The organism is Pseudomonas sp. PDM18, assembly GCF_014852585.1.
Taxonomy (GTDB): Bacteria; Pseudomonadota; Gammaproteobacteria; order Pseudomonadales; family Pseudomonadaceae; genus Pseudomonas.
The window spans coordinates 19,388-41,479 of the sequence record NZ_JACVBX010000004.1; the positions used below are offsets into that span (position 1 = coordinate 19,388).

At 60.9% G+C, this 22,092-nt stretch carries 21 protein-coding genes; 2 read left to right on the top strand and 19 right to left on the bottom strand.

Features of this window, described 5'->3' with window-relative positions:
* Positions 1-76: 76 nt before the first annotated feature.
* The 18 genes from IB274_RS10115 to plsB all read right to left on the bottom strand — a co-directional run bounded on the left by IB274_RS10115 (position 77) and on the right by plsB (position 20,185).
* Positions 77-754, bottom strand: coding sequence for a DUF4197 domain-containing protein (locus tag IB274_RS10115; RefSeq protein ID WP_192381878.1), 678 nt, complete (start codon positions 752-754; stop codon positions 77-79).
* Positions 755-862: 108 nt separating this feature from the next.
* Complete coding sequence (locus IB274_RS10120) at positions 863-1,264, bottom strand: YbaY family lipoprotein (protein ID WP_192431816.1); 402 nt, start codon at positions 1,262-1,264, stop codon at positions 863-865.
* 81 nt (positions 1,265-1,345) lie between these two features.
* The gene (locus tag IB274_RS10125) at positions 1,346-3,433 is read right to left on the bottom strand and encodes a YjbH domain-containing protein (protein WP_192431817.1); all 2,088 of its coding nucleotides are present in this window, start codon (positions 3,431-3,433) and stop codon (positions 1,346-1,348) included.
* On the bottom strand, positions 3,430-4,203 hold the full coding sequence (locus IB274_RS10130; protein WP_192431818.1) for a capsule biosynthesis GfcC family protein: 774 nt from the start codon (positions 4,201-4,203) through the stop codon (positions 3,430-3,432). The genes IB274_RS10125 and IB274_RS10130 overlap by 4 nt, the downstream gene beginning before the upstream one ends.
* On the bottom strand, positions 4,200-4,856 hold the full coding sequence (locus IB274_RS10135) for a YjbF family lipoprotein (RefSeq protein WP_192431819.1): 657 nt from the start codon (positions 4,854-4,856) through the stop codon (positions 4,200-4,202). Before IB274_RS10135 ends, IB274_RS10130 begins: the two co-directional genes overlap by 4 nt.
* Positions 4,857-4,865: 9 nt before the next feature.
* Positions 4,866-5,975 carry a polysaccharide biosynthesis/export family protein gene (locus IB274_RS10140; RefSeq protein ID WP_192431820.1) on the bottom strand — a complete coding sequence of 370 codons (1,110 nt, stop codon included), beginning with the start codon at positions 5,973-5,975 and terminating at the stop codon, positions 4,866-4,868.
* Between the two features lie 166 nt (positions 5,976-6,141).
* A complete protein-coding gene (locus tag IB274_RS10145) occupies positions 6,142-7,557 on the bottom strand; it encodes an undecaprenyl-phosphate glucose phosphotransferase (protein ID WP_192431821.1) in 1,416 nt (471 codons plus the stop codon).
* A 25-nt stretch (positions 7,558-7,582) separates the two neighbouring features.
* Entirely contained in the window at positions 7,583-8,659 is a 1,077-nt protein-coding gene (locus IB274_RS10150) for a glycosyltransferase family 4 protein (RefSeq protein ID WP_192431822.1), read from the bottom strand.
* Complete coding sequence (locus IB274_RS10155; protein ID WP_192431823.1) at positions 8,631-9,821, bottom strand: hypothetical protein; 1,191 nt, start codon at positions 9,819-9,821, stop codon at positions 8,631-8,633. Before IB274_RS10155 ends, IB274_RS10150 begins: the two co-directional genes overlap by 29 nt.
* A 9-nt stretch (positions 9,822-9,830) precedes the next feature.
* Complete coding sequence (locus IB274_RS10160) at positions 9,831-10,514, bottom strand: CDP-alcohol phosphatidyltransferase family protein (protein ID WP_192431824.1); 684 nt, start codon at positions 10,512-10,514, stop codon at positions 9,831-9,833.
* A complete protein-coding gene (locus tag IB274_RS10165; protein WP_192431825.1) occupies positions 10,498-11,766 on the bottom strand; it encodes an oligosaccharide flippase family protein in 1,269 nt (422 codons plus the stop codon). The genes IB274_RS10160 and IB274_RS10165 overlap by 17 nt, the downstream gene beginning before the upstream one ends.
* A gap of 5 nt (positions 11,767-11,771) precedes the next feature.
* The gene (locus IB274_RS10170; RefSeq protein WP_192431826.1) at positions 11,772-12,233 is read right to left on the bottom strand and encodes an adenylyltransferase/cytidyltransferase family protein; all 462 of its coding nucleotides are present in this window, start codon (positions 12,231-12,233) and stop codon (positions 11,772-11,774) included.
* A gap of 155 nt (positions 12,234-12,388) precedes the next feature.
* Positions 12,389-12,895: a transcription/translation regulatory transformer protein RfaH gene (gene rfaH, locus IB274_RS10175; RefSeq protein WP_192431827.1), complete on the bottom strand. Its 507-nt coding sequence runs from the start codon at positions 12,893-12,895 to the stop codon at positions 12,389-12,391.
* 28 nt (positions 12,896-12,923) lie between these two features.
* Complete coding sequence (locus IB274_RS10180) at positions 12,924-15,167, bottom strand: polysaccharide biosynthesis tyrosine autokinase (RefSeq protein WP_192431828.1); 2,244 nt, start codon at positions 15,165-15,167, stop codon at positions 12,924-12,926.
* A 19-nt stretch (positions 15,168-15,186) separates the two neighbouring features.
* Positions 15,187-15,633 carry a low molecular weight protein-tyrosine-phosphatase gene (locus IB274_RS10185; protein ID WP_192431829.1) on the bottom strand — a complete coding sequence of 149 codons (447 nt, stop codon included), beginning with the start codon at positions 15,631-15,633 and terminating at the stop codon, positions 15,187-15,189.
* Positions 15,634-15,934: 301 nt separating this feature from the next.
* Positions 15,935-16,987: a glycosyltransferase family 4 protein gene (locus IB274_RS10190; protein ID WP_192431830.1), complete on the bottom strand. Its 1,053-nt coding sequence runs from the start codon at positions 16,985-16,987 to the stop codon at positions 15,935-15,937.
* Between the two features lie 149 nt (positions 16,988-17,136).
* Entirely contained in the window at positions 17,137-17,583 is a 447-nt protein-coding gene (locus tag IB274_RS10195; RefSeq protein ID WP_192431831.1) for a low molecular weight protein-tyrosine-phosphatase, read from the bottom strand.
* A gap of 91 nt (positions 17,584-17,674) precedes the next feature.
* Complete coding sequence (gene plsB / locus IB274_RS10200; RefSeq protein ID WP_192431832.1) at positions 17,675-20,185, bottom strand: glycerol-3-phosphate 1-O-acyltransferase PlsB; 2,511 nt, start codon at positions 20,183-20,185, stop codon at positions 17,675-17,677.
* Positions 20,186-20,354: 169 nt separating this feature from the next.
* Here plsB and IB274_RS10205 point away from each other — a divergent pair, with 169 nt between their 5' ends.
* Positions 20,355-20,825, top strand: coding sequence for a YMGG-like glycine zipper-containing protein (locus tag IB274_RS10205; RefSeq protein WP_192431833.1), 471 nt, complete (start codon positions 20,355-20,357; stop codon positions 20,823-20,825).
* Positions 20,826-21,380: 555 nt separating this feature from the next.
* Positions 21,381-21,590, top strand: coding sequence for a cold-shock protein (locus IB274_RS10210; RefSeq protein ID WP_045209986.1), 210 nt, complete (start codon positions 21,381-21,383; stop codon positions 21,588-21,590).
* A 65-nt stretch (positions 21,591-21,655) separates the two neighbouring features.
* On the opposite strand, the gene IB274_RS10215 is transcribed toward IB274_RS10210, so the two are convergent.
* Positions 21,656-22,027 (bottom strand): hypothetical protein, encoded by a 372-nt coding sequence (locus IB274_RS10215; RefSeq protein WP_081517872.1) that lies wholly within the window; start codon positions 22,025-22,027, stop codon positions 21,656-21,658.
* Positions 22,028-22,092: the final 65 nt, after the last annotated feature.

The window sequence follows — 22,092 nt, forward strand, 5'->3', positions numbered from 1 at the left end:
GTTACAGGGGAGAGATAAGCAGGCACGAAAAAGCCCGGCAGTTGCCGGGCTTTCCCTTGTCTCGTTCGGATCGAAGTCAGAGCACCCCGAACACCTTCTTCGCCAGCCCGGTGGCCGCTGCAGTCGGGTTCTGGCGGATGGTTTTTTCCTGCTCGGCGATGAGCTTGAACAGGCCGTCCAGCGCTTCTTCGGTCACGTAGTTCTCGATGTTCGCGTTCTTCGCATCGACCACGCCGAAGGCGGCGGCCTGGCTGGCGAAGGCGTTGTACTGCTTGGCCACGCCAACCTGGTCGGTGGCCTGCTTGATGATCGGCAGGAACTTGGCGCGCAGTTGATCGCGACTGCTGCGGTTCAGGTAGTCGGTGGCGGAGTGCTCGCCGCCCTGGAGGATGCCCTTGGCGTCGGTCACGCTCATCTTCTTCACCGCATCGACCAGCAGCGCCTGTGCTTGCGGCATGGCGGCCTCGGCTGCCTTGTTCATGCTCGCCTCGAGCTGGTCGACCTGGGCCCCCATGCCGAACTGCTTCATGGTCTTGGCGGCCTTGCCCAGCTTGCCGGGCAGCTCGATGCGCACGGCGGGGTCATTGCTGAAACCGCCGGGCTGGCTGAGCTGCTTCACGGCCACCTGTGCACCCTGGGTCAGCGCATCCTTCAGGCCGCCGGTGGCGTCGCTCTGGCTGAGGTCGGAGAGGGACAGGGCGAAGGCATTGACGGACAGCAGGGCGCCGGCCAGCAGAACGGGGAATCGCAGCATCGGTACTTCCTTGGCGAAACCCGGCGGTTTGCGAACCGCCGAGGTGGAGAATGGAGGGGGGAGATTAACGGAGGATGGCCGCCGGGGAAAACCCGGCGGCGCGGTGAATCAGCGCACGGGGTCGACGCGGACGCGCAGCGGCTGCGGATCGCTGCCATCGAGTTTCACGCTGTGGCGCTCGGTGGTGATGAACAGCAGGCGGCCGCTGTCCTCGATACGCGCGCTGACGGCGTAGGTGTGGCCCGGTTTGACCTGGTTGCGGTCGTAATCCAGATGGAACGCCAGCGGCACCTGACGCCCGGACTCCAGTTGCTGCTGGGCCAGATCGACCGCCGGGGCATCGGCCAGCGATACGTCCTGCAGGCTGACGGTGACCTGGGCGGTAGGCGGCAGGGCGATGCGTTGCAGGTAGAAGACTTCGCCATCCAGCGACGCCTTGTCGCCGGAGAAGTTGGAACTACAGGCGGTGAGCAGGCCGGTCATCAGCAGCAGGGGAAGGGTTTTCTTCATGGAGCTCTCCTTTGAACCAAGGGGCGTCAGACCATTGTGGGGGACTTCGGTTTCCGCGCCATGATCCAAGTGAGCGTCGAGTTATTTCACGATACGTCCGAAGAGGTTCTGGAACATCGTCTGGTCGCGCCCGTCCGTGAGGTCATACAACGAGTAGTAGTGGTTGAGCCTTGCGCCGCCATCGCGGGTCAGCGGGTCCCAGGAGAGATTGGCGCGGCGCATGGTGGAGCTGCTCATCAGCTCATCGAAGGGGATCGATACGTACATGCCCTTGTCGAAGCTGCCTTCGCCGTATTCGTCTTTGCTGGCGGTGGTCAGTGTCACCCAGGCGCCGAAGCGGACGCCGTTGCGGAACTGCCGTGAAAGGTCCAGGGTGCCACCCCAGTCCCGTGCCAGATAGCGGCCGGCGCTTGCGGTGGCGAGGATGTCTTCGAAGCCGGTCTGCCAGTAGAGGGTGACGAAGCCGGTCGCCGTCTGGTAGTCACGCAAGCCCAAGTGCTGGTCGAAATCGCGCTGGCGCACCAGGTCAAGGTTGGCGCCCAGCGCCCAGTCCTGATTCATTGGGCGGTACAGCAATTCGCCGCCAGCGCCGGCGTACATGCTTTCCAGGTAGCCGCCGTAGACCATGCCGTAGAGGTCCTGGTCCAGCCGTGCGGTCTTGTTCAGCTGGAAGGTCGGCAGGGTGACGTTGGAGGTCGTCATGTACTGACGGATGTCCGTGCGCACTCGCGGCAGCCCGCTGGGGGCGTCGTACTTGAAGTCGTCGTAGTTGTTGATCAGGTTGACGCTGAGCAGGCCGTTCGCCCACAGGCTCGGCGTGAAGCGGTATTCGCTGTCGAGATCGGCGGTGAATTGGTAGAGGAGGAAGTTGTCCGGCCCGCCGATGCTCTGGTTGTAGCCCAGGCCGACGTTGTAGCTGAACGGGTCGGGTTGCTGTGCGTAGAGCAACTCTTCCTGCTGCGGCAGCGGTACGTTCTGTTCGGTGCTGCGGCGCAGGTCTTCCAGCGGGCGTTCCTGGTTGGCCACGTCACGGAATACTTTGCGCGGTACGCTGGTTTCGACCATGGGCTGGCCGTAGCGGGTATCGACGACGGTGAACCACTGGACATCGTCATCGGCGCTGTTGTCGAGGATGCGCGCGGTACGGCCGACGGCTTCGGGCGGGTAGAGGTAGCGGGTCTGCTCGCCATAGACCACCACTTCGCTGTTCTTGCGGGTGATGCGTTCGACCTTGTAGCCGGCATTTTCCTCAACGCGGCGGGAGACGTCTGCCCAATCCGCCGAGCTGGTACCGGGCTCGGGCGTGCGCTCCACCAGGGGTTCGGGGGCCGGGTCGCTGACCTTGGCCGGTGCCGTGCGTGTGGCGAAGTTGGTGTGCAAGGTGATGCCGAACATTGCCGTGTTGCCGCGCTCGAAGGCGGCAGTCAGGTCGATCGCGTCGTTGGCCTTGAAAACCATGCCGATGTTGAAGGGCGAACTCTGCTTCTGGTTGTTGTTCAGCGGTTCGTGCTGGTAGTCGTTGCCGTCGTATTCCAGCTTGAGCGAGAGAGGCTCCCAGGGGGTTTGCCAGTTGATGCCGCCGAAGGGGGAGGGGCGGCCGCGGAAGTAGCTGTTGGAGCTCAGCTCTCCCGTGCCCTCGGAAGTAGGCCGCGTGTTGAATCTGTCATCGATCCACCCCAGCGGATTATCCAGTTCGCCACGGTTGCCGATGTAACCCCAGGCCAGCCCAAGACTGAAATCCAGATCACCCACACGCTTGTTCCCCACGAGATACTCGCTGGAGAACAATCCAGTGCCGCCAACGTCGCGCCCGCCCAAGGCGATTTCCGGTACCCAGCGACTTTCCTGCAGGAGACGGAATTTGACGTCGAAGGCCTTGTCCTTGTAGCTCTGGTCGCCGCTCTCGTCTGCCACTCCGTATTTGCGGTTGCTGATCGACGTATAGCGGAAGGTGCCTTCCATCCAGTCGAACGGCTGCAACGAGAAGCTGTAGCGTGAGTAGGGATCGGTGCGGCTGGCGTTGATGCTGATTTCCCCGGCCGGCAACATGCGTGCAGTGGGTGTTTGCAGCAGCCCGACGCCGCCGAAATCATTCTGGGTATAGCGGGGTTCGGCGCTCGCCAGGCTGGCAACGACCAGCAGGGGGTAAAGACCGTAGCGAAGGTTCATGGTGCGTCCGCCGGCAAGGGCTGGGTGGCGAGAAATTCGGCCAGCTCGCGGTTCAGGTCCGGGGCGATGGCATTGATATCGCTGGCGTTCAGTGGAACCAGCAACACGGCACCGGGAGCCGGTGGAACCGCTTCTTCACGGTTCCACAGGGCAATGCCCAGGCGCGTCACCTGGCCGTCGGGCTGGATCAGGTAGAGGTAGTCCGGGTCTGCGTCGGCCAATGCGGGGCACTGTTGTGCGTAGCGATAGGCCTGCTGCAACGGAACGAATGGGAGTGCGCAGTCCTGCGATACCGCGCCGACGATGCGAACGTAGTCCGGGCGTGGCGGGAAGATCAGGCGGTCGCCGCCCTGCAGCTTCGGTGAGTGCGCCATGTTCAGTTCGACGGCCAGTGGGTCCAGCGGGTAGATCTTTCGACCGGTCACCGGAAGTGCGCTTACCTGCTCGTTCAACTGCCGCGCGGCGTTCGCCAGGCTGGGGTTGTCCTGCAGTCGGGCCAGACGTTGCAACTGGATCAGATCAAACAGGATGCCGGCCTTCAGCCGCTGTTGCTCCTGCTTCAGGCTTTGACGTTGCCAGGATGCACCGAGCCAGTAACCGAGAGGGTCCACCTGCAACTGCCCGAGCAACTGCCCCAGGCGCAGGCCTTCGGCGATCTGCTTTTCCCCGGGGGAGGGCAGGGAGCCCAGTACTTCGATACGGGTAGCGGCGAGGAGCGAGGTGCTGGCCAGGAAGCAGGCGGCCAGGCAGGAGAGTCGAGCGAACTTCATGGTTGCCCCCGGAGTGGGCGCAGTTGGGTGATGGTGACGTTCAAGCCCGGTGCGACCTGCTGCTGGCTCTGCAGGATGAAACCGTCCTTGGGATCGACCCAGTAGCGATTGGTCGACGACATTCCGTCGATAGGCGCACTCAACTGCTCGTCGATGCGCAGGAGAGCCAGGTCTTGATCGAGAACTCGTACGGTCTCGGTGCCGCTGTGGGAGAGGTGGCCTTTGACAAGGACGCCCAGCTGATAATCAGGTCCGAGATCGATCGTGCGTTGGCTCTGCTGGCCGTCTGTGATCTGGTGCAACCCCCGATGGAAGGGCGAATCTGCGCTGAGCCTTGTGCTCAACAGGTCATTCGGGAAGCCCAGGGTGCGCACCACGATGCCATCCTGCAGCAGCAGAAATTGGCCTGAAGAAGTGCGCCAGTACTGCAGGTCGCCCTGGATGCGTACCAGAGCCATCACCGCCGAGCCATACACGGTGGTGACCTGGATCTGGTAATAGGGCAGGGCTTCGACCTGAGCGCGGGTCAGCTCCAGCGGCGCTGGGCGGCTGAGGCTGGCGCCGAGGGTGTTCAGGGAACCTTGCATCAGGGGATTGCAGGCGCACAGCGAGGTGGCCAGAGAGGCCAGCAGCGGCAAGCGAAGGGCGTTCATGGCTGGAGGTCAGTTGTTGTTTGTGAGGTTGCGCTGCACGGTTGAACCGGTGCCCAGGATGCCGGCGGACGGCACTAACTGGCTGATCAGGCGGTTCCAGCGCGTCACGCCGGCCGGGCCAACGTAGACCACGTCCTGCGGCTGTAGCTGGAACTGCTGGGCCAGGATGAACGCGGTGGGCGAGTTGGCGTCGAGCTGGAAGACCGTGGCGCGTTCCTGTTCGAGGTTCTCGACTCCGCGGATGACATAGACCGCCTTGCCGCTGGCCGTGGTCTGGTTCAGGCCGCCGACACTGCCCAGCGCATCGGCCAGGTTCATGTCGCGGGTCTTGAAGTTCAGCGCGCGCGGGGCGTTGACCTCGCCCATCAGGTAGACCTTCTTGCGGTCGTTGTAGGGCAGATAGATGCGGTCGCCGTCCTTCAGGTAAAGGCCGTACAGGTCGGAGCCCTGCGCTGTATTCAGGGCATCCAGGTTCAAGGGGTAGACCTGGTTGTCGCGCTGTAGGGTCAGGCCGGAGAGGTCGGCATTGACGGTGTCGAGCTGGGCGGCACCGATGGCTTCCATCAGGGTCAGCGGAGTCGTGGTGATCGCTTGTGGCCCGGCCTTGATGAAGGCGCCATTGAGCAGCACGCGCTGGCTGGCGAAGCGCAGGATGGCGATATCGACCTGCGGCTCTTCCACATAGGCCGAGAGCGCCAGGCTGATGGTCTTGCGGACGTCTTCGATGGTGTGACCGGCGACCTGCAAGGTGCCAATGTAGGGGTAGAACAGCGTGCCGTCGGGCCGGACCAGTCGCCCGTTGGCGTCGGTCTGTTGTTGCTGGCCAGCCGGAGAGGTGAGCTCGGGGTGGTCCCACACGGTGATGTAAAGCAGGTCACCGGCGCCGATCTGATAGCTCTCGGGGTGGAAGCTGGTCAGCTCCGTCGGGATCGACTCCGTTCTTTGCGTCGCGGCTTCGACCGTGAGCAGTTTGGGAGTGATCTGCACCAGTTGGACGCGGCTGGATTCAGCCGAATCTTCCTGCGTCAGTCGCCCTGTATCCAGGTACTGGCCGGGGGAGAACATGCAGCCTTGCAAGGCGAGGGCGGTAAGGATAGCGACGGACAATGGACGAATCATGACGAAGCCAGGATAGGAAATGGAGTGGACAGTGAGGCTTCCTCAGCGGCGTTTGGCAGCGGGAGCCTGGGAGGTGGCGCAGGTTAGCAACCGACTTGGAAGGTGGCTGTCAGAAAAGAGAGACGCTGGTGAAGGGGATATCTGGTTAAGGCGTGCTGGTGGCGGTTCAGTAGGCGTTCTGGTGAACGAAGCCCTTGAACAAGGTCAGGAAGACGATCTTCAGGTCCCACCAGAGTGACCAGTTATTGATGTAGGCGAGGTCGAACTCGACCCGCTTTTGCATCTTCTCCAGCGTGTCGGTCTCCCCGCGCCAGCCATTCACCTGCGCCCACCCGGTGATGCCCGGCTTGACCTTGTGACGCAGCATGTAACTGCTGATCTGCCCGCGGTATTCCTCGTTGTGGGCGATTGCATGGGGGCGTGGACCAACGATGGACATGTCGCCGAGCAGCACGTTGATGAACTGCGGCAACTCATCCAGCGACGTGCGGCGCAGGAAGGCGCCGACCGGGGTGATGCGGCTGTCATTACGGGTGGCCTGTGTGACCTTCGCACCGTTTTCCATCACCCGCATGCTGCGGAACTTCCAGACTTCGATGGAGCGGCCATCGATGCCATAGCGCTTCTGCTTGAAGAACACTGAGCCCGGCGAGGTGAACTTCACCGCCGCAGAGATCAGCAGCATCGGTACGGCGATCAGGCAGAGGATCAGTGTGGACAGCACGATATCTTCCAGGCGCTTCACCAGCGCGCCAGCGCCAACCATGGGGCTGTCGAAGATGCTGATGGTGGGGATGCCGTCGATGTTCTGTGCGCGGGCGTGGAGCAGGTCGAAGACGAAAACATCGGGCACGATGTGCACGGATACGGTGGTATCGCTCAATTGCCTGACCAGCCACTTGATGCGCTCTTCGCTGCGCATAGGCAGGGTGATGTAGACGCGATCCAGTTTGCCGGCGCGCGCTTGCTCGACCAGCTTCTCCATATCACCGGAAATGGGGAGCTGGACCTTTCCCTTGCCCAGGCTGACCGGCTCATAGCGAACATCATCGTAGAAGCCGGCAAGTTCCAAGCCCATCCACGGAGCGCTGGCAATGTTACTGGCCAGGCGTTGCCCCAGCGCGCCGGCCCCGGCAATGGCGATCGAGCGGGTATTGAAACCGCGACGTCGCAGCGCATGCAGGCCGGAGCGCAGCACCATGCGATAGCCACCGAGGCTGATCAGTACCAGAGAAAACCATTGAACCTGACCTTTTGCATCGAGCAGGGTGATTTCAGGAATCAGATAATCCGCGACAGCCACTCCCGCGAAGCTGACTGCCCAGATGCCGGCTACCTTGCGTAGTTCTTCGCGCGTTCGCTCACCTCGCCAGGAGGTGTACAGCTGACCGAAGTCGCTGAGCAGATAGAAGATAACCAGGGCAAACAGCGTTGCGATGACCGCTGAATAGTCCCAGTGGTCTTTGTTGGCAATGAGCACCAGTTCCATACTGAAGCAGATGACACAAAGATCGAGCAGCTTCTGCAGGACGGAGATAGTGGCTTGATGGGGGCGGAGAATTCCACGGTCCAAGGTGTTCATCGAGTGAGTCTCTAGGACAATTGGTTCAGACAGTGAGGCGCAGGGTGCGGGCGTAGAACGCGGAGAGCTCTCGGGCGAATCTGTCGGGCGCGAAGTGCTGGCGCACAAAGTCGCGCAGTTCCTCGGGGGATCGAGTCGTCCCCGTCAAGAGGGCGCTTTTGATATGCCTTATCATCGTTTCCTCGCTGGAAAGGTCCGCTACCAGTCCCACGGGGGCGACGATTTCCGGTAACGAGCCAGTCTGATTGACCAGTACCGGAGTGCCTTTGGCGAGGGACTCGATGGCGACCAGACCGAAGCCTTCCCAGCGAGACGGCATGATTGTTAGCGTTGCTCGTTCATAGAGTTCGGACAGGGAGTTCTTGTCCTGCCATCCCAGGAAGCGAACATTGTCGGTAGCGGCGTATTCACGGCCTTCCAGTACTGCCGAGCCGGCGACCAGGAGCTGGACACCCTTGAGAGATGGACTATTGAACGCGCGGTAGAGGAGGTCGAATCCCTTCTGGCGGTCCAGTCGGCCGACGAACAGGACCGTACTGTCCAGTTTGCGACCTTGCCAAGCTGGTTCGGACAGGTAATGCGGATCGACCGGGTTGTAGATGATCGCCTGATTGGCATTGGGGATGAACGACGCTCGTTTCTGCTCGGTCCTGGAAATATGAATGATGCCGTCGGAAAGCATTCCGGTAAGGAGGTCCAGAAACCTGCTAGCCAGGTTCTCCATGCGCGAGGTTTCGCGCAGGAATGACCAGCCATGAGCGCAATAGATCGCCGGGGGACTCTTCAGCAGCATCAGTCGCCGCAATACGAAGCTGTAGCCGGCCAGCGAACTGTGCAGGTGAATCAGATCAAAGCGATCCTGTTTGAGTGTCTTACTAAGTGCCTGGAAAAGATGAGTTGCCCGGCTGAGGCGCCCGCCCCCCTTGAACAGCTGGAGCTTCGAGCTGTCTATGGCGATGCACTCGCGCTGGCTGCCTGGGATCAGATACCGATTTTCGTGGGGCGATGTCTTGTCCAGTGTTTCCAGGTAGGTGGCAACACCACCCTGGATGGTCTCTGCAACGTGGAGGATTTTAAAGGTTCGGAGGGAAAGTTTGTTCATGGCGGCGTGACAGGGATAGTTTCAGGAATGCGAGAAATCCGAAGCAGGCGAAACTTGGTACGAAGAGCCGTGCCGAGTCGCTCAAGGATGCGAACAGATAGATCAGTACGCCTGCATTTAACGCGCGCAGTTCGGGGCGGAGCCGAAGACTGAATGGGCTCGGATTGCCGATCAGCAACGGCGAGATGAAGAAAAGTACAAAGCAGACCAGGCCTATCAGGCCGAAGTCGTAATAGATCGACAGATAAGGAATTTCAGTGATGGCGGATATGGGCTCCTGAGGCATGAGCCGGAACTCATTGAGCATCCAGAAGAACTGATCACGATTGCCCAGAGATCTATCCATCAGGAAACGATCGCCGCCGAGGTAGTTGGCGGAGAGGAATATGGCGGCTGTGACGCAGACAAAGAGGCTTGCGACCAGGGCTATGAGCCGGCGAAGTGTGAGCCCTTGCCCGAATGTCATTAGCAAGGCAAGGATGGTGAGCAACCACACAGTGCGCGATAGGGTGAGGATCATGCTGGCGATCAGTATCACCTTGAAGATCGATCGCTGTTCTAGACGGAAATACAGCGGAGTAAGCATGGCCATGCAAAGGCCATAGATGTTTCCGTTGTTGTAGGTGGAGACCAGCTTGAATAGTTCTCCTCGCTGGTTATTGCGCTGCCATACGGAAAGCACATCATCGCCGCCCCCAGTCGTCAGATAGGGAATATTGAGATAGTCGCCGGTCAGCACTGCGTGCAGAAAAGAGATAATTCCGAACACCGCGACCATTCGAATGCAGAGTGTCAGTGTTCGAAAGATGGTTGCTTGGGTCCGTTCGTCGTAAAGCAGAGACAGCAGGTAGAAGAAGGTCGGTATCAGGATGAACACGAACATATGTCCACCCAGATAACCGACGTTCTCGTGGCCGATTATCAACTCCGTTGCAACCCAGATTGCCCAGAAGGGCACAATTGCCAAAGTGCAGCGTGATAGCGGTCCGATTTGTCGCACGGGCGTGCTCAGCCGAAGCATCAGCAGGATCGGGGTGATCAGCAGGACGATCAGGTAAAGGCTGTAGATCGGTGTGCTTCCTACATAGAAGCCACTTTTGGGAAGTGCCACGAGGAATATGACGACGATGCAGCAGAGCATCCGGGAGAGTTGCGTGGGCATGTTCGGAGATCAGCTTGCCTGAAGCTTCTTCCAGCCTTGCAAGAATGCTCCACCGGTGAGGGCCGCTCCAGTCAGTGCCTGGAATGCGAGATACTCTGCTTCATGCTGGAACAGGATGGCGAGGAGCAGCAGGAGCATTCCGATTCCGGAGAGGTTGTAGACGGACAGCAGCCACATGGCCACCTTGCCTGAGCCGGTGTCCCCAGATCCGTCTCGGCGTCCCCCCGAGAGTACGTTGACCTTGTTCAGAATCAATCGGGAAAAGAGCGAAAAAATGCTGGCCAGTGCGCCCAGTACCAGGCTTTCCATATTTCCCGAGCCGTAGCCAATTGCCAGGTAGAGACCCGCAGTAATGGTGTAGCCGCCCATGGCGTCGAGGAATTCTCCTCGGTTGGAGCCGGTACGCGTAAATCGGGCAATGTTGCCGTCCACGCAGTCGAGTATGAGCCACATCATCACGAGTCCACCGACCAGCCAGGCCGATGACGCCATTGCCGCTGCGGCGATGGAGAGCAGGGCAAAAACGATGGAGGCGGCAGACGCCGTATTTGCGCCCAGGCCTAGGGCGATGAAGAGGGCGGTGACGGGGTAGGATAGTGGCCTGGCACAGAAATAGGCCGCCGGATTCCCCCAGCGATCATATTGGCTCTTGTCCCGTGGCATGGACTGTTTGATTTCAGTAATGGTCGGCATGGCTATCGATAGCGATTGGTTGAGGAATGGATTTCCGGCAACTCAGGAGTGCGCGGATGCGCAGCACAAGCACCAGAAGTTCGGTTGCCAAGATTGTCAGGGCGACGTTGCGGGCGTTGATCTGGTCGAAAACATAGAGGCATGCCAGCACGAAGATGTTGGCAATCGAGGCGTGCACGACCGTGCGGTTGGCGTGGTCCAGACGATCCAGAGCGGCAAAGGCGGGATATCCGAACGCGGCGGCAAGATAACTCGCCACCATGGCGGCGAGCATGATGATGAAAGTGCTCCTGGCTTCGATGAAGTCATCGCCCAGGGCTTTTTGCAGTATTTCTCCGGAAAAGGCTGCAAGCAGACCAGCCAGCATGGCGAGTGCCGAGGCGGAGCCCAGAGTCACCAGCAGGAATACCCGCCAGTTGCGATGCTTGGCCATGAATGGATAGAGCACCTGGTTCACCGGCAGGGCAGAACCAATCCGATAGACCTGCTGGCAGGCATAGAACTGTGCTGCCTGGACCTGCCCGGATAGGCCGACGACAGTCGTGGCTGCCGAGGTGTAGGTCGCCACGGCGATTCGTGAAGTGAAGAAAGGCAGCGCTGTGCGAAACTCCTGCGCGACCTCGTGCACTCGTGGCCTGAGCACACGAAAGTTGCAACGGTATATCTGGTGGATTGAAAGTCCTGCCGCAGCCAGTTGGGCGAGTCCCCAACCGAGAATCACTAGCCACGCGTCGCCGCCATCGTGGACGAACAACAGCACGATCGACAGGTAAAGAGCTTTGGTCGAAAGGTTGTAGAAGGTGATGACCTTCATGCGTTCCAGCCCGATAAACAGCCAGTTGGCTTGATAAGCCTGGCCCGCGATGGCGAGGAGGCCCAGGGCGAAGAGCGGAGTATCCTGGCGGTATGCAGGAATCAGCATCGGGACCAGCATGCTGATCAACGACGCTCCAGCAACGAGTGGCAGCTTGCCCAGGAATACCGCGCCCAGCAGTCGGCCAATCAGCTGAGGTTCTTCACGATGGCAAGCGATCTTGTAGGTGCTCGAGAGGCCGTAGCCGAAGTCGGTGATGATCAGCGACAACTGGCTGAGGGAGAGCACCATGGCGACCGAGCCGAAACTGGCGATGCCCAGTCGCTGGGTAAGGATCGGCAACAAAAGCAACGGCAGGAAATTGGCCAGCTGCGTCAGGCTGGCAGCGAGCGTGTTTGCTGCCAGCGGGTGGGTGACAAGCCGAGTGATCGATCTCATGGGAATCAGCGCAGGCGCTCGATGATCGATGAGATGGTGTCGAGCGAAGCCTTCAGGTCTGAGAGATGAGACTTGTCGAAGTAGCCCAGGCTTTGTTTGATCTGCGTGCTGGAGATGCCTTCGGTGCGAGGCAGGTAAACGACCTTGCACAGCGAACTCAGGTGATCGAACTTCCCTTCCCAGTCGTGTCCCATGCCGAGAATCGACGCGTCGTAGGTCACGATATCCTGTGCTTTCTGAGCCCAGTCAGTTTCTGGAATCGCCAGGTCGACGAACTTGATTGACTGTACGATTTCTATTCGATCGGCGAACGGAATGATGGTCTTCTTGCCCTTGCCGGCGTTGAACTCGTCGGTGGAAACGCCAACGATCAATCTATCGCCCAAGGCTTTCAGGCGGGTCAGCAGTTTCAGGTGGCCGTGGTGGAAAAGATCGAAGGTGCCATAAGTCAGAACGGTCGTTTTCATAGAGCATAGAGTTCGTGGCGCGTGCTTCAACATCAAGGCGTCGGCACGCTACCGCCCCAGGATTTTTGGTTGATTTCCTGAGAACGCGGATGCGGGTTGTTGTTATCGGCCACCAGGGCCGAGTTGCTGGCGTTGCGGGTTATCGCGTGCTGGTTCTAACTGTGGCGTGCGAGCCGCTGGATGTGGGTGACTGGCACGCTGACACGTGAATCTCTTTGCAGCAGATTGAGCAGCAGGATCACTCGCTCGGTACCGTCCCGGGCTTCGAATATCGCCTCTACTCCGACGGATTCTGAAGTGCTGATTCGAACTCGGTCCCCTGGCTGAAGCAGCCGGATCACGGCGGAGGTGTGTGATCGCACTCCTGCTATGACCGACTGCGGGACGGGCAGTGGTTCGTTGTCAAAGCGAACCATCTGGCTGACACCTCGAGTGGAGCGAATCGGCATCCAGTTGTCCTGCAGCGTGTCGAGCTCAATGAATAGGTAGCCAGGAAACAGTGGTTCCGATCGGAGCTGGAGGGTTCCCTGGCTGATCCGCTCGACCTGGCGCATTGGCAATAGGCACTCGTAGTGCTGTTGTTGCAGATTGGCCAGTGCGCGCAGGTCTTGCCTGGGTTTGCATTGCACGAGGTACCAGCGCTTTTCTGTGACTGTTTGCATAGATTCGCTCCGGAATGCCCAGCTGGTGTCAGCTGTTTCCCGACAGGTATTCATACTGGTAGTTGGCATACGCCCCGTTGCCGTAGTAGTCCGAGGCTCGTCGCTCGACGCCGTTGAAAATCGCCCCCTTGAGTTCGATACCGTTCTGCTCGAAGCGGCGAATCGTCAGTTCGATTTCCCGTGGGGCGTTCTTGCCGAAGCGGGTGACGATCAGACTGGTGCCAGCTTGCCGGCCGACGATGGCAGCATCGGTAACGGCGAGCAGAGGGGGGGTGTCGAGGATTACCAGGTCGAATTTGGTGCTGGCCCGCTCCAGCAGGTCGGTGAAGTTGGGGTGCATCAGCAGTTCCGACGGATTCGGCGGGATCTGCCCGCGAGAGATGAAGCTGAGGTTCTCCACATCAGTGGCCCGGACTGCCTGCTCGAAGGTGCAACGATGGATGAGCAGGTCGGAAAGGCCCTGCTTGTCATCGGTGCCGAAGACTTTGTGCAGGTAGCCCTTGCGCATGTCGACATCGATCAGCAGTACGCGCTGGCCCGCCTGGGCAATCACGGCGGCCAGGTTGGAGCTCACGAAGGATTTGCCTACTGCGGGGCTAGGGCCGGAGATCATCAGGCGATTGTCGCCAGACTCCAGCATGGCGAAGTGCAAGCTGGTGCGCAGGCTACGCAGGGATTCGATGGCGAGGTCGGTTGGATGGCCGGACGCCAGCAGTGGAGCCGGGGTGATGGTGGCTTTACGATTCCCGTTCTTCTTATTGCGTTCTTGCTCTTCCGATTTCTGCAGTTCGCTGTAGGGAATGGAGGCGTAGACCGGCAGGCCAAGTTGTTCAATCGCCGTCGGGTTTTCGATTCCGCGATTCAGGCTCTTGCGCAGCAGTGCCAAAGCGATGGAAAAGAACAGGCCGAGCAGCGTGGCGATGGCAACGATCAGTGGCTGCTTCGGTTTAACCGGTTTGGTGATATCGACGTCGGCAGGGTCGATGATGCGCACGTTGCCGACGGCACCGGCGCGCATGACGTCGAGTTCCTGGGCCTTGTTCAGCATCTGCGTATAGATGGCGGTGCTGACCTGCACGTCGCGGGTCAGGCGCAGCAGGTCCTGTTGTGTTTCCGGCAGGGCCTCCACGCGCTTGGCGAGGCCGGATTGCTTGCTGGTGAGTTCGCCGATCTGCCGCATCAGGGCCTGGTAGGCCGGGTGCTGGCGGGTGAACTTGTGATCCATCTCGGCTTGCTGGAGTTTGAGCTGGGAGATATTGGTGTCCAGCGCGACTATCTGGTCCAGAAGGGCCTTGGTTTCCAGGCTGATGTCCGCCGATTTTGCGCGGGACTGGTAACCGCTCAGGGCGTTTTCCGATTGTTCCAGGTCATGCCGTACTTCCGGCAGTTGGCCACGCAGGAAATCGAGGCTAGAAGCCGCCTCGGCGGAGGCGCGTTCGACGTTCTGCAGCACGTACTGTTGGTTGATGGCGTTGAGGACGGCGAGCGCTTGATCCGGCTCTTCGTCATCCAGCAACAAGGTTAGAATGCCGGACTCCTTGCCGGTCTCGCTGACATTGAGTGCCTGCTGATAATCGAGAATGGCGCTCAGCCGACGCTCGCGGACGACCGTGAAGCGTGTGCCAGGGTTGGCGTTCAGGACTTCGACCTGGACGTTAACGCCGTTGTGTTCAGCAGGCTGACCTACCTGGCCTTCCACCAGAACATTGTCGTCATCATCGAGCAGGGTGTATCGGCCCTTCTCGCCGGCGACTAGCTTTAGCTTTTTCTCCAGCAGCGCATTGGGCACATCGAGCTGGAAAATTTTCAGCGTTTCCCCGCCCCAGGCGAAGCGGCTCATGCCCAGCAGTGGTGACGCCACGTCTCCATCAGCTTCTGGACTGTAGCGACGATGCAGGAAGTTACCGATCACTGGGAACAAGGTCGGCTGGATATTGATATCCAGCTTGAGACCATCCACAGCCTTTCCAATCACGCTGCGCGAGGTCAGCAACTGGATCTCGGTCACCGCCTGCGACTGCGCACCTAACAGGTCGCTCATGTCCGACAGACCAGGGATGCCGGGCTTCTTCTGCTCCACCTGAATGGTCGCGGTAGCGCGATAGATCGGTGCGCTGAGTACGGCATAGGCGGCGCCCACGACCATGAAGCCCGCGGTGATGCCTGCGATCAGCCATTTGTGATCGAGCAGGGTGCCGAACAGGGCGAGCAGGTCGATTTCGTCGTCATCGCTGACGGCCGGCGGAAGAGCGGGCGTTTGAGGGTATTGCATGAGAGGCTTCTTGAAGTAATCAGCGTTGAGGTTGAAGACGTCGTGACCAGGCGACAGCGCCTTCCTCGATCAGGGCGTAGGCATGCTCGAAAGCTGCCGTTCCGCGCTTGTAGGGATCGGGGATTTCCCGCTCGCTCTGCCATTTGCCGAGCAGGAAGGTCTTGCCACGCGAGACGGGCGATAACCGGATGACGTCCTGCAGATGGCGACGCTCCATGACCAGCACGAGGTCGGAGGCCTGCAGGATCTGCGGTGTCAGTTGCCGTGCCTGATGTTCGTGGGGCTGTTGGCCGTGACGCTGCAGGGTTTCGAGAGCGTTCCGTTCGAACGGGTGACCGACCACCGCGGTGAGGCCTGCAGAGCTGACCCGGATGCCGGTACCGGCGAGATGTTGCTGGAGCAGATGCTCGCCTGTCGGGCTGCGGCAGATGTTTCCTGCGCAGATAACCAGTACGTTCTTGAACACGCTGACCACCGCTGCATTGATTGGCGCTACCTATGGGCCGCGAAAATTAATCTTCGCGCCGAGGCGATTCAATGCGTGCCTCCCCCGTTTCGGGGGTTTAGGAATTCTCTGAGGAGGGTTAAAGGGAATCCCTTCAAATAGTCGATGAGGGCGGAGAATTCTGGTGGCGCAATGCCGTCTCCGATTGCTGATCGATGATCAGCTTCTGCCGTCGGATCGAGCAGTGGCAGGAGCGAAGGAAGGGATGAAGTCGGCCTGGCTGGGGGGGCACTCGGCCCGCCCGCCAGGGCAGGCCTCGATGTCAGCCTGCGGCGAGCTGATTGACGGAGTGTTGCGGGGTGAAGCGGGAGTAGAGGTGTTCCAGCGAAGACTGCAGCTGTTCGCCAGAGTGCAGGCGCTGGATGTTCTGGCTATTGCGTGCCAGCTCAGCCAGGGCAGTCGGGTCGCCCTTGGAGAAGGCGATGACTTGCCGCTGTGCTTCCGACAGGTCCTGGGCGGTGGACAGGCCTTCTGCAACGAAGGGGCCGATGCGTCGGAGTGCGATGGGGAGGTCGAGCTTCGCCGCTTCGAGCACCGAGATGGGGAAGCCATCCCAGGCCGCTGTGTGAAAGTACAGGTCGAGCCCTTTCATGTGGGCGATGACCTCGCCGCGTGTGCGCCACCCGGTCACTTCGATACCGGCTTGGACCATCTCCGCCATGACTTGGGCGTCCCCGCCACCTATCCACTTGAAGTGGGCAACGTCCGCGCAGCTTTCCGCCAGTGCACGGAAGTACTCGTGGCCCTTCTGCCGGCTGATGCGCCCGACCATGCCGACTACGGGTTTGCTGGTGAGGCTGCGCACGGCCGGTACTTCCGGCAGGTCGTCGCAGACATTCACCAGTCCCAGGGTATGCGTCGGTTCGATCAGTTCCCCGGCGATGCGCTGCTCGTCCAGGCCGCAGCCGGCAATCACCGCCGTCCGCTTCGCCAGCAGCGATTCGATGGTGCGGTAGGCCTTGAGCATCATCGGATGGTCGCCACGCAGGAAGGCAAACCCGTGCGGGGTGTAGACGATCTTTTGCGCGGGAATGAAGGGCAGGGCGCGGATCAGTGCGCCGGCATAGGTGCTGTGCAGGTGGATGACATCCGGCTGCACACGATCGATGTACGGCTTTATTCGGGCGAGGCTGGAAAGACGGCGAGGCACCAGTTCCATATGCTTGAACAGGCCCTGGCTTTCCTCGCCTGTGGTGTCGCCTTTGCGCACCGAGGCCAGCAGGTAGTGCTCATGCTGCTGGGAGTTGAGGATGTAGGAATTGATGGCCGAGGTGACGCCGCCGCCGAAGGACTCGGTGATGTGCAGGATCTTCATAAATCGATGTAGGCCCCTGGAAAATTACTTGTCGTAACTGGGAGACCAAACAGCTGAATATGGTCTTGCTGGGCTAGAGCGTAGCCTTTTTCAGCATGGCTTTGTAAGGTTTTCTGACGCTTTTGTCGGAAGAAAAATATTCCGCCAAATTATCGGCGAACTCGCAGGCGGTCGCCCCAGGGGGTGACTGCGGATTCGATCAGCGCGTAAGCGCGCTCGAAGGCTTCCGGGCCTTTGCGATAAGGGTCCGGAATTTCCTGGTCGGTCTGCCATTTACCCAGCAGGAAGGTCTTGCCACGAGCCTCGGGGGCCAGGCGGATCACGCTCTGGATCTGCGATTGCTCCATCACCAGGACGAGGTTGGCCTCGTGGACCATTTCGGCAGTGAGTTGGCGGGCGCGATGCGGTTGGGGATGGTGGCCGTGACGGCGGAGGATGGCGAGGGCGGTGTTGTCGATGGAGTGGCCGACCAGTGCGCTGAGCCCTGCGGAGGCCACGGCGATATCGCTGTCCTGCAGGGATTCGCGCAGCAGGTGTTCGGCGATTGGGCTGCGGCAGATGTTGCCGACGCAGACGATCAGAATCCTGTTGAACACGGGGAGCGTCCCTGACCGCGACCGATGGTGGATCGTCAGAAATCTATCGGTCGCGGTGCAGGTGCGTCAAGCAACCGGCAGGGAGGGCGGATCAGCCCTGGCTGGTCGTCGGGGGCTCGACGGAGGCGCTTTCTTCCTGAGGCGGCCGTTCCAGGGCTACCTGGCGGATGGACAGTCGAATCTCCGCTGGTAGCACGCGCTTGGCGGCGCCTTCGGCCAGTTCGCCGAGCAACTCGTGGTAGCTCAACTTGCCGTTCTCGTCCTTGCGCAGCACGCCTTCGTCCAGCAGGGTCTGGATGAAGTGACGGAACAGGCTCTTGTCGAAGAATTCCGGGGCGTTGAGGCCGTGGAGGACCGATAGGCGCTGGGCCATTACGGTGCAGAGATTTTCCAGTTCCTCGGCGGTGAGCTGCTTTTGTCCGGCATTGAGCACCAGGGATATGGACATATAAAAGCGCTGTAGGGTCTGCGCGATGGCGCGGGCCAGCAGGGTCAGCAGCACATACTGGCGCGAGCTGGGCGGCGGGCGGATGAAGGTGTCATTCTCCTGCTTGAGCAGTTCGCTGGCGACCATGGCCTGCAGCCACTGATCGACCACTGTATCCAGCTCGTCCAGGCTCCAGCGGATGAACAGTTCGGCCTGCAGGTACGGGTACAGCGCGCGGGTGTAGCGCAGCAGCTGCTCGCGGCTGATCCGTCCGCTGTTCTGGAAGAAGCTGGCGATAAGCGCCGGCAGGGCGAAGATGTGCAGCACGTTGTTGCGGTAGTAGGTCATCAGCACCGCGTTCTGCTCGTCGAGGTAGCAGATGCGGCCGAGGGCGTCCTTCTGCTCGCTGAGCAGGTTCATGCTCTTCACGTACTCGATCAGTTGGTGGCCGTCGCCGTCGGGCAGCGTGGCGCTGGGCGAGTAGGGCACCTTGCGCAGCAGCTCGAGGTAGAGGTCGATCACCCGCGCTAGGGCGGTCTCGTCCAGCGCCAGGCGGGTGGTGGAGAGCAGCGCCAGGGCGACGAGGTTCACCGGGTTGATCGCCGCTGCGTCGTTGAGGTGACGGGCAACGTCGCGAGCCAGGTGGTTGGTGGTTTCCGAGAGCCAGGCCGGGCGGTATTCCGGGCCCAGCTCCTGCTGACGCCAGTCGGGCTTCTGTTGGTCGAGGAAGGCGTCTAGGTGGATAGGCTCGCCGAAGTTTACCCAGACCTGGCCGAAGCGCTGCTTCAGCGCGCCGATGACCTTGAAGATGTCGAAGATCGATTCCTTTTTCTTCGCTGCGCCGCGCAGCTCGCCCAGGTAGGTGCGGCCTTCGAGCACGCGCTCGTAGCCGATGTACACGGGGACGAAGACGATGGGCCGGCGCGAGTCGCGCAGGAAGCTGCGCAGGGTGATCGCCAGCATCCCGGTGCGCGGGTGCAGCATGCGCCCGGTGCGGGAGCGGCCGCCTTCGACGAAGTACTCGGTCGAGAAACCACGGCTGAACAGGGTGTGCAGGTATTCGTTGAACACCGCGGTGTAGAGCTGATTGCCCTTGAAGCTGCGGCGCATGAAGAAGGCGCCACCACGGCGCAGGATTGAGCCCACCACCGGCATGTTGAGGTTGATGCCGGCGGCGATGTGCGGCGGGGTCAGGCCGTTGCGGAACAGCAGGTAGGACAGCAGCAGGTAGTCGATGTGGCTGCGGTGGCAGGGCACGTAGACGATCTCGTGGCCCTGGGCGACTTCCTGCACGCGCTCGATATGGTTGACCTTCACTCCCTCGTAGAGCTTGTTCCAGAACCAGGTCAGGGTCACTTCAAGGAAGCGGATCACCGGGTAGGAAACATCGGCGGCGATCTCGTTGGCGTAGCGCAGGGCAGCGGCCTCGGCCTTGTCCTGGGAGATCTTCTGGGTCTCGCACTCTTCCTGGATTGCCTGGCGCACCAGCGGTGCGCGCAGCAGGCCCTTGACCAGGGTGCGGCGGTGGGAGAGGTCCGGGCCGATCACGGCGGTTTTCTGGTTGCGGAAGTGCACGCGCAGGATGCGCTGGACCATGCGCAGGGTGCGCTCATGGCCCTTGCCCTGTTCCACCAGTTCGCGCAGGTGGATGGGCGCGGAGAACTGCACGCGGGTCTTGCGGCCGAGGATCAAAATACGCGCCAGTTTACGCAGGCGTCCGGTGACGGCCCAGTTGTCAGCGAACAGCAACTTCCAGGCGCTCTTCTCGCTGTCCGGGGATTGGCCCCAGAACACGCTGACCGGAACGATCTGCGCATCGTCGATGCCGTTCTGGCCAATGGCGCCGAGCATGCGTACCAACGCTGGCGGCGCGCCGCGCTTGTCCTGGCGGCCGAGCCAGTCAGGCTCGGGTGTCAGGTAGAAGAAGGCCGCCGGCTCGATGGATTCACCCACTGCCACCGGCATCACCGGACGCGGCAGGCCGGCCTTGCGGCACTCGGTATCGACCACGGCAAGGTCGGTCACCGAGGGCTGCTGCAGGACGTAGAGGACCGGTTTGCTGCGGTCGATCTTCAGGCTGAAGGCCGACTGGTTGATGGTTTCCGAGCGCACCCAGAGGTACAGCAGGCGGCGCAGGGCACCAAAACCGAAGCGGCGGAACGGGTAACGAGGCATACAGGCCCTATGGCTGGCGTAGGTAAAACGAGCGATTGCTCAGGCCGGCTAGTTTGCCGGATTAGGCCCTCGCCAGCAAAGTCGCGAGCGCTTGGTCGGCGTGGGCAGACACCCCGTGGACTGAGGCTATCCTGCCATTTAGGGGATGACATTCTATGGAGGTTCCGCGATGCGTACGTTCACCTGGGGATGCCTGCTCGCCTTGTCGGTCGTGCTGCCCGCCGCGGCCCAGACTGTCGTCCCGCTCAAGGGCCAGAGCAGCCAGCAGATGCAGCAGGACATGAGCGAGTGCAACAGCGTTGCCGCCAATGCGGCCAGCAGCGCGACCAGCAGCTCGGACCCGAAAGTCGGCGGGCGGGTTCGCGGCGCAGCCAAGGGCGCGGCGGCGGGTGCGGTCGCCGCCGAAGTTCGCGGGCAGCAACATGAGGAGTTGTATGACCGGGCGAGTGACGACGCCAAGCAGCAGTACCGGCAGAACCGCGCGGGCGAGGTGGCGGCGGCGGGAGCTGCGGTGGGCGCTTCGCGCCAGCGCCAGGATCGTCGGCAGGACCGTCGCGCGCAGGGCGAGGCGCAGAGCTCGGCCAGTGCTAGTGCTTACAGCGGTTGCCTTCAGGGACGGGGTTATCAGGTCAGCCCCTGAGCGTGCGAGTCCTTTGATGGTGCACGACTGACCACGCTTGAGGTGCGGTCAGGGCTGTTTCATGTCCGCTGTTCATTGAACTCAATGGATTGGCGGACTGCCAATTCAGCAGACAGATGATTGGGCATATTGCCGCGGCAGAAACTGCAGGGCGCATTCCGACTGCCTCCGAAAGACATTTCCCAATACCGCTGAAAACGGATGAACGGGAACGAAACTACCCGCCGTAAATACGCGAAAGTGCGAAAGGGTCCACGTTCGAAACACTTTCGTTACGCAGGGTAACGAGCACCAAAATGGCTCTGCAGGCCCCGAAAAATGGCACTTTGGCCTGATTGGTCATAGGGGCGGGGAGTTGATGAAAAAGTGCTTTTCAGCTGTAACTTTTGATTTATATACTCGGGAGCGCTGTCGCCCTTGGGCGTTATTCGAATTACCTTCCTACGTGCCTTTCGGCGCGGGTTGGATGATAAGGAAAGCGTTCAGCCGGCGACTGCCGAAGTCCTCATTCCCGGGGGCCATCCAAAAATAATAGGCAAGTTGGAGAGTGTGGTAATGGCTGATCGTGAGGTCGGAACCGTCAAGTGGTTCAATGACGCCAAAGGTTATGGATTCATTCAACGCGATAGCGGTCCGGACGTTTTCGTTCACTACCGTGCCATTCGTGGCGACGGTCACCGCTCCCTGGTCGAAGGCCAGAAAGTGGAGTTCTCGGTGATCCAGGGTCAGAAAGGCCTCCAGGCAGAAGACGTGTCGAAGGTCTGAGCCCCCGAAATCAAAGGCCCGTCCAATGGACGGGCCTTTGATTTTCACTCTCTGCCGGCACGGTTTCAGCCCGTGCGCCAGGTAATCTCTTCGACGCCCGCGGCGGTTACTTTCAGCCAGCGGTCGGCGTCTTCCTCGCCTTGATCCTCGCTCCAGCTGCCCGGTGCACAGCGTACCTCCACTTCCAGAGCGGCGCAGGCATCGCGAGCGCAGGCGACGTCGTCGTCCCACGGGGTCTTGTCGCTGTCCAGGAACAGGCTGTTCCACTTGCCCACTGCCTTGGGCAGCCAGGTGGCGGGAATGCTGCCGGCGGTGCACTTGAAGGTCTCACCCTGGGCGCGCCATTCGGAGCAGGGGCCAAGGGCCTTTTCCAGCCAGGCGCCGACGGCGGCCTGGTCGGCATCCTTGATGTAGATCTCGATATCCGGTTGGCGCATGGCGTCCTCGTAAGCCGGTTCAAGGCCGAGCCGAGCGATGCTCAGGCTAGGCAAAAATAAATTCA

Coding starts and splice junctions, on each gene's coding strand:
- IB274_RS10115 (WP_192381878.1), bottom strand. CDS start 754: ATGCTGCGATTCCCCGTTCTGCTGGCCGGCGCCCTGCTGTCCGTCAAT.
- IB274_RS10120 (WP_192431816.1), bottom strand. CDS start 1,264: ATGAAGAAAACCCTTCCCCTGCTGCTGATGACCGGCCTGCTCACCGCC.
- IB274_RS10125 (WP_192431817.1), bottom strand. CDS start 3,433: ATGAACCTTCGCTACGGTCTTTACCCCCTGCTGGTCGTTGCCAGCCTG.
- IB274_RS10130 (WP_192431818.1), bottom strand. CDS start 4,203: ATGAAGTTCGCTCGACTCTCCTGCCTGGCCGCCTGCTTCCTGGCCAGC.
- IB274_RS10135 (WP_192431819.1), bottom strand. CDS start 4,856: ATGAACGCCCTTCGCTTGCCGCTGCTGGCCTCTCTGGCCACCTCGCTG.
- IB274_RS10140 (WP_192431820.1), bottom strand. CDS start 5,975: ATGATTCGTCCATTGTCCGTCGCTATCCTTACCGCCCTCGCCTTGCAA.
- IB274_RS10145 (WP_192431821.1), bottom strand. CDS start 7,557: ATGAACACCTTGGACCGTGGAATTCTCCGCCCCCATCAAGCCACTATC.
- IB274_RS10150 (WP_192431822.1), bottom strand. CDS start 8,659: ATGAACAAACTTTCCCTCCGAACCTTTAAAATCCTCCACGTTGCAGAG.
- IB274_RS10155 (WP_192431823.1), bottom strand. CDS start 9,821: ATGCCCACGCAACTCTCCCGGATGCTCTGCTGCATCGTCGTCATATTC.
- IB274_RS10160 (WP_192431824.1), bottom strand. CDS start 10,514: ATGCCGACCATTACTGAAATCAAACAGTCCATGCCACGGGACAAGAGC.
- IB274_RS10165 (WP_192431825.1), bottom strand. CDS start 11,766: ATGAGATCGATCACTCGGCTTGTCACCCACCCGCTGGCAGCAAACACG.
- IB274_RS10170 (WP_192431826.1), bottom strand. CDS start 12,233: ATGAAAACGACCGTTCTGACTTATGGCACCTTCGATCTTTTCCACCAC.
- rfaH (WP_192431827.1), bottom strand. CDS start 12,895: ATGCAAACAGTCACAGAAAAGCGCTGGTACCTCGTGCAATGCAAACCC.
- IB274_RS10180 (WP_192431828.1), bottom strand. CDS start 15,167: ATGCAATACCCTCAAACGCCCGCTCTTCCGCCGGCCGTCAGCGATGAC.
- IB274_RS10190 (WP_192431830.1), bottom strand. CDS start 16,987: ATGAAGATCCTGCACATCACCGAGTCCTTCGGCGGCGGCGTCACCTCG.
- plsB (WP_192431832.1), bottom strand. CDS start 20,185: ATGCCTCGTTACCCGTTCCGCCGCTTCGGTTTTGGTGCCCTGCGCCGC.
- IB274_RS10205 (WP_192431833.1), top strand. CDS start 20,355: ATGCGTACGTTCACCTGGGGATGCCTGCTCGCCTTGTCGGTCGTGCTG.
- IB274_RS10210 (WP_045209986.1), top strand. CDS start 21,381: ATGGCTGATCGTGAGGTCGGAACCGTCAAGTGGTTCAATGACGCCAAA.
- IB274_RS10215 (WP_081517872.1), bottom strand. CDS start 22,027: ATGCGCCAACCGGATATCGAGATCTACATCAAGGATGCCGACCAGGCC.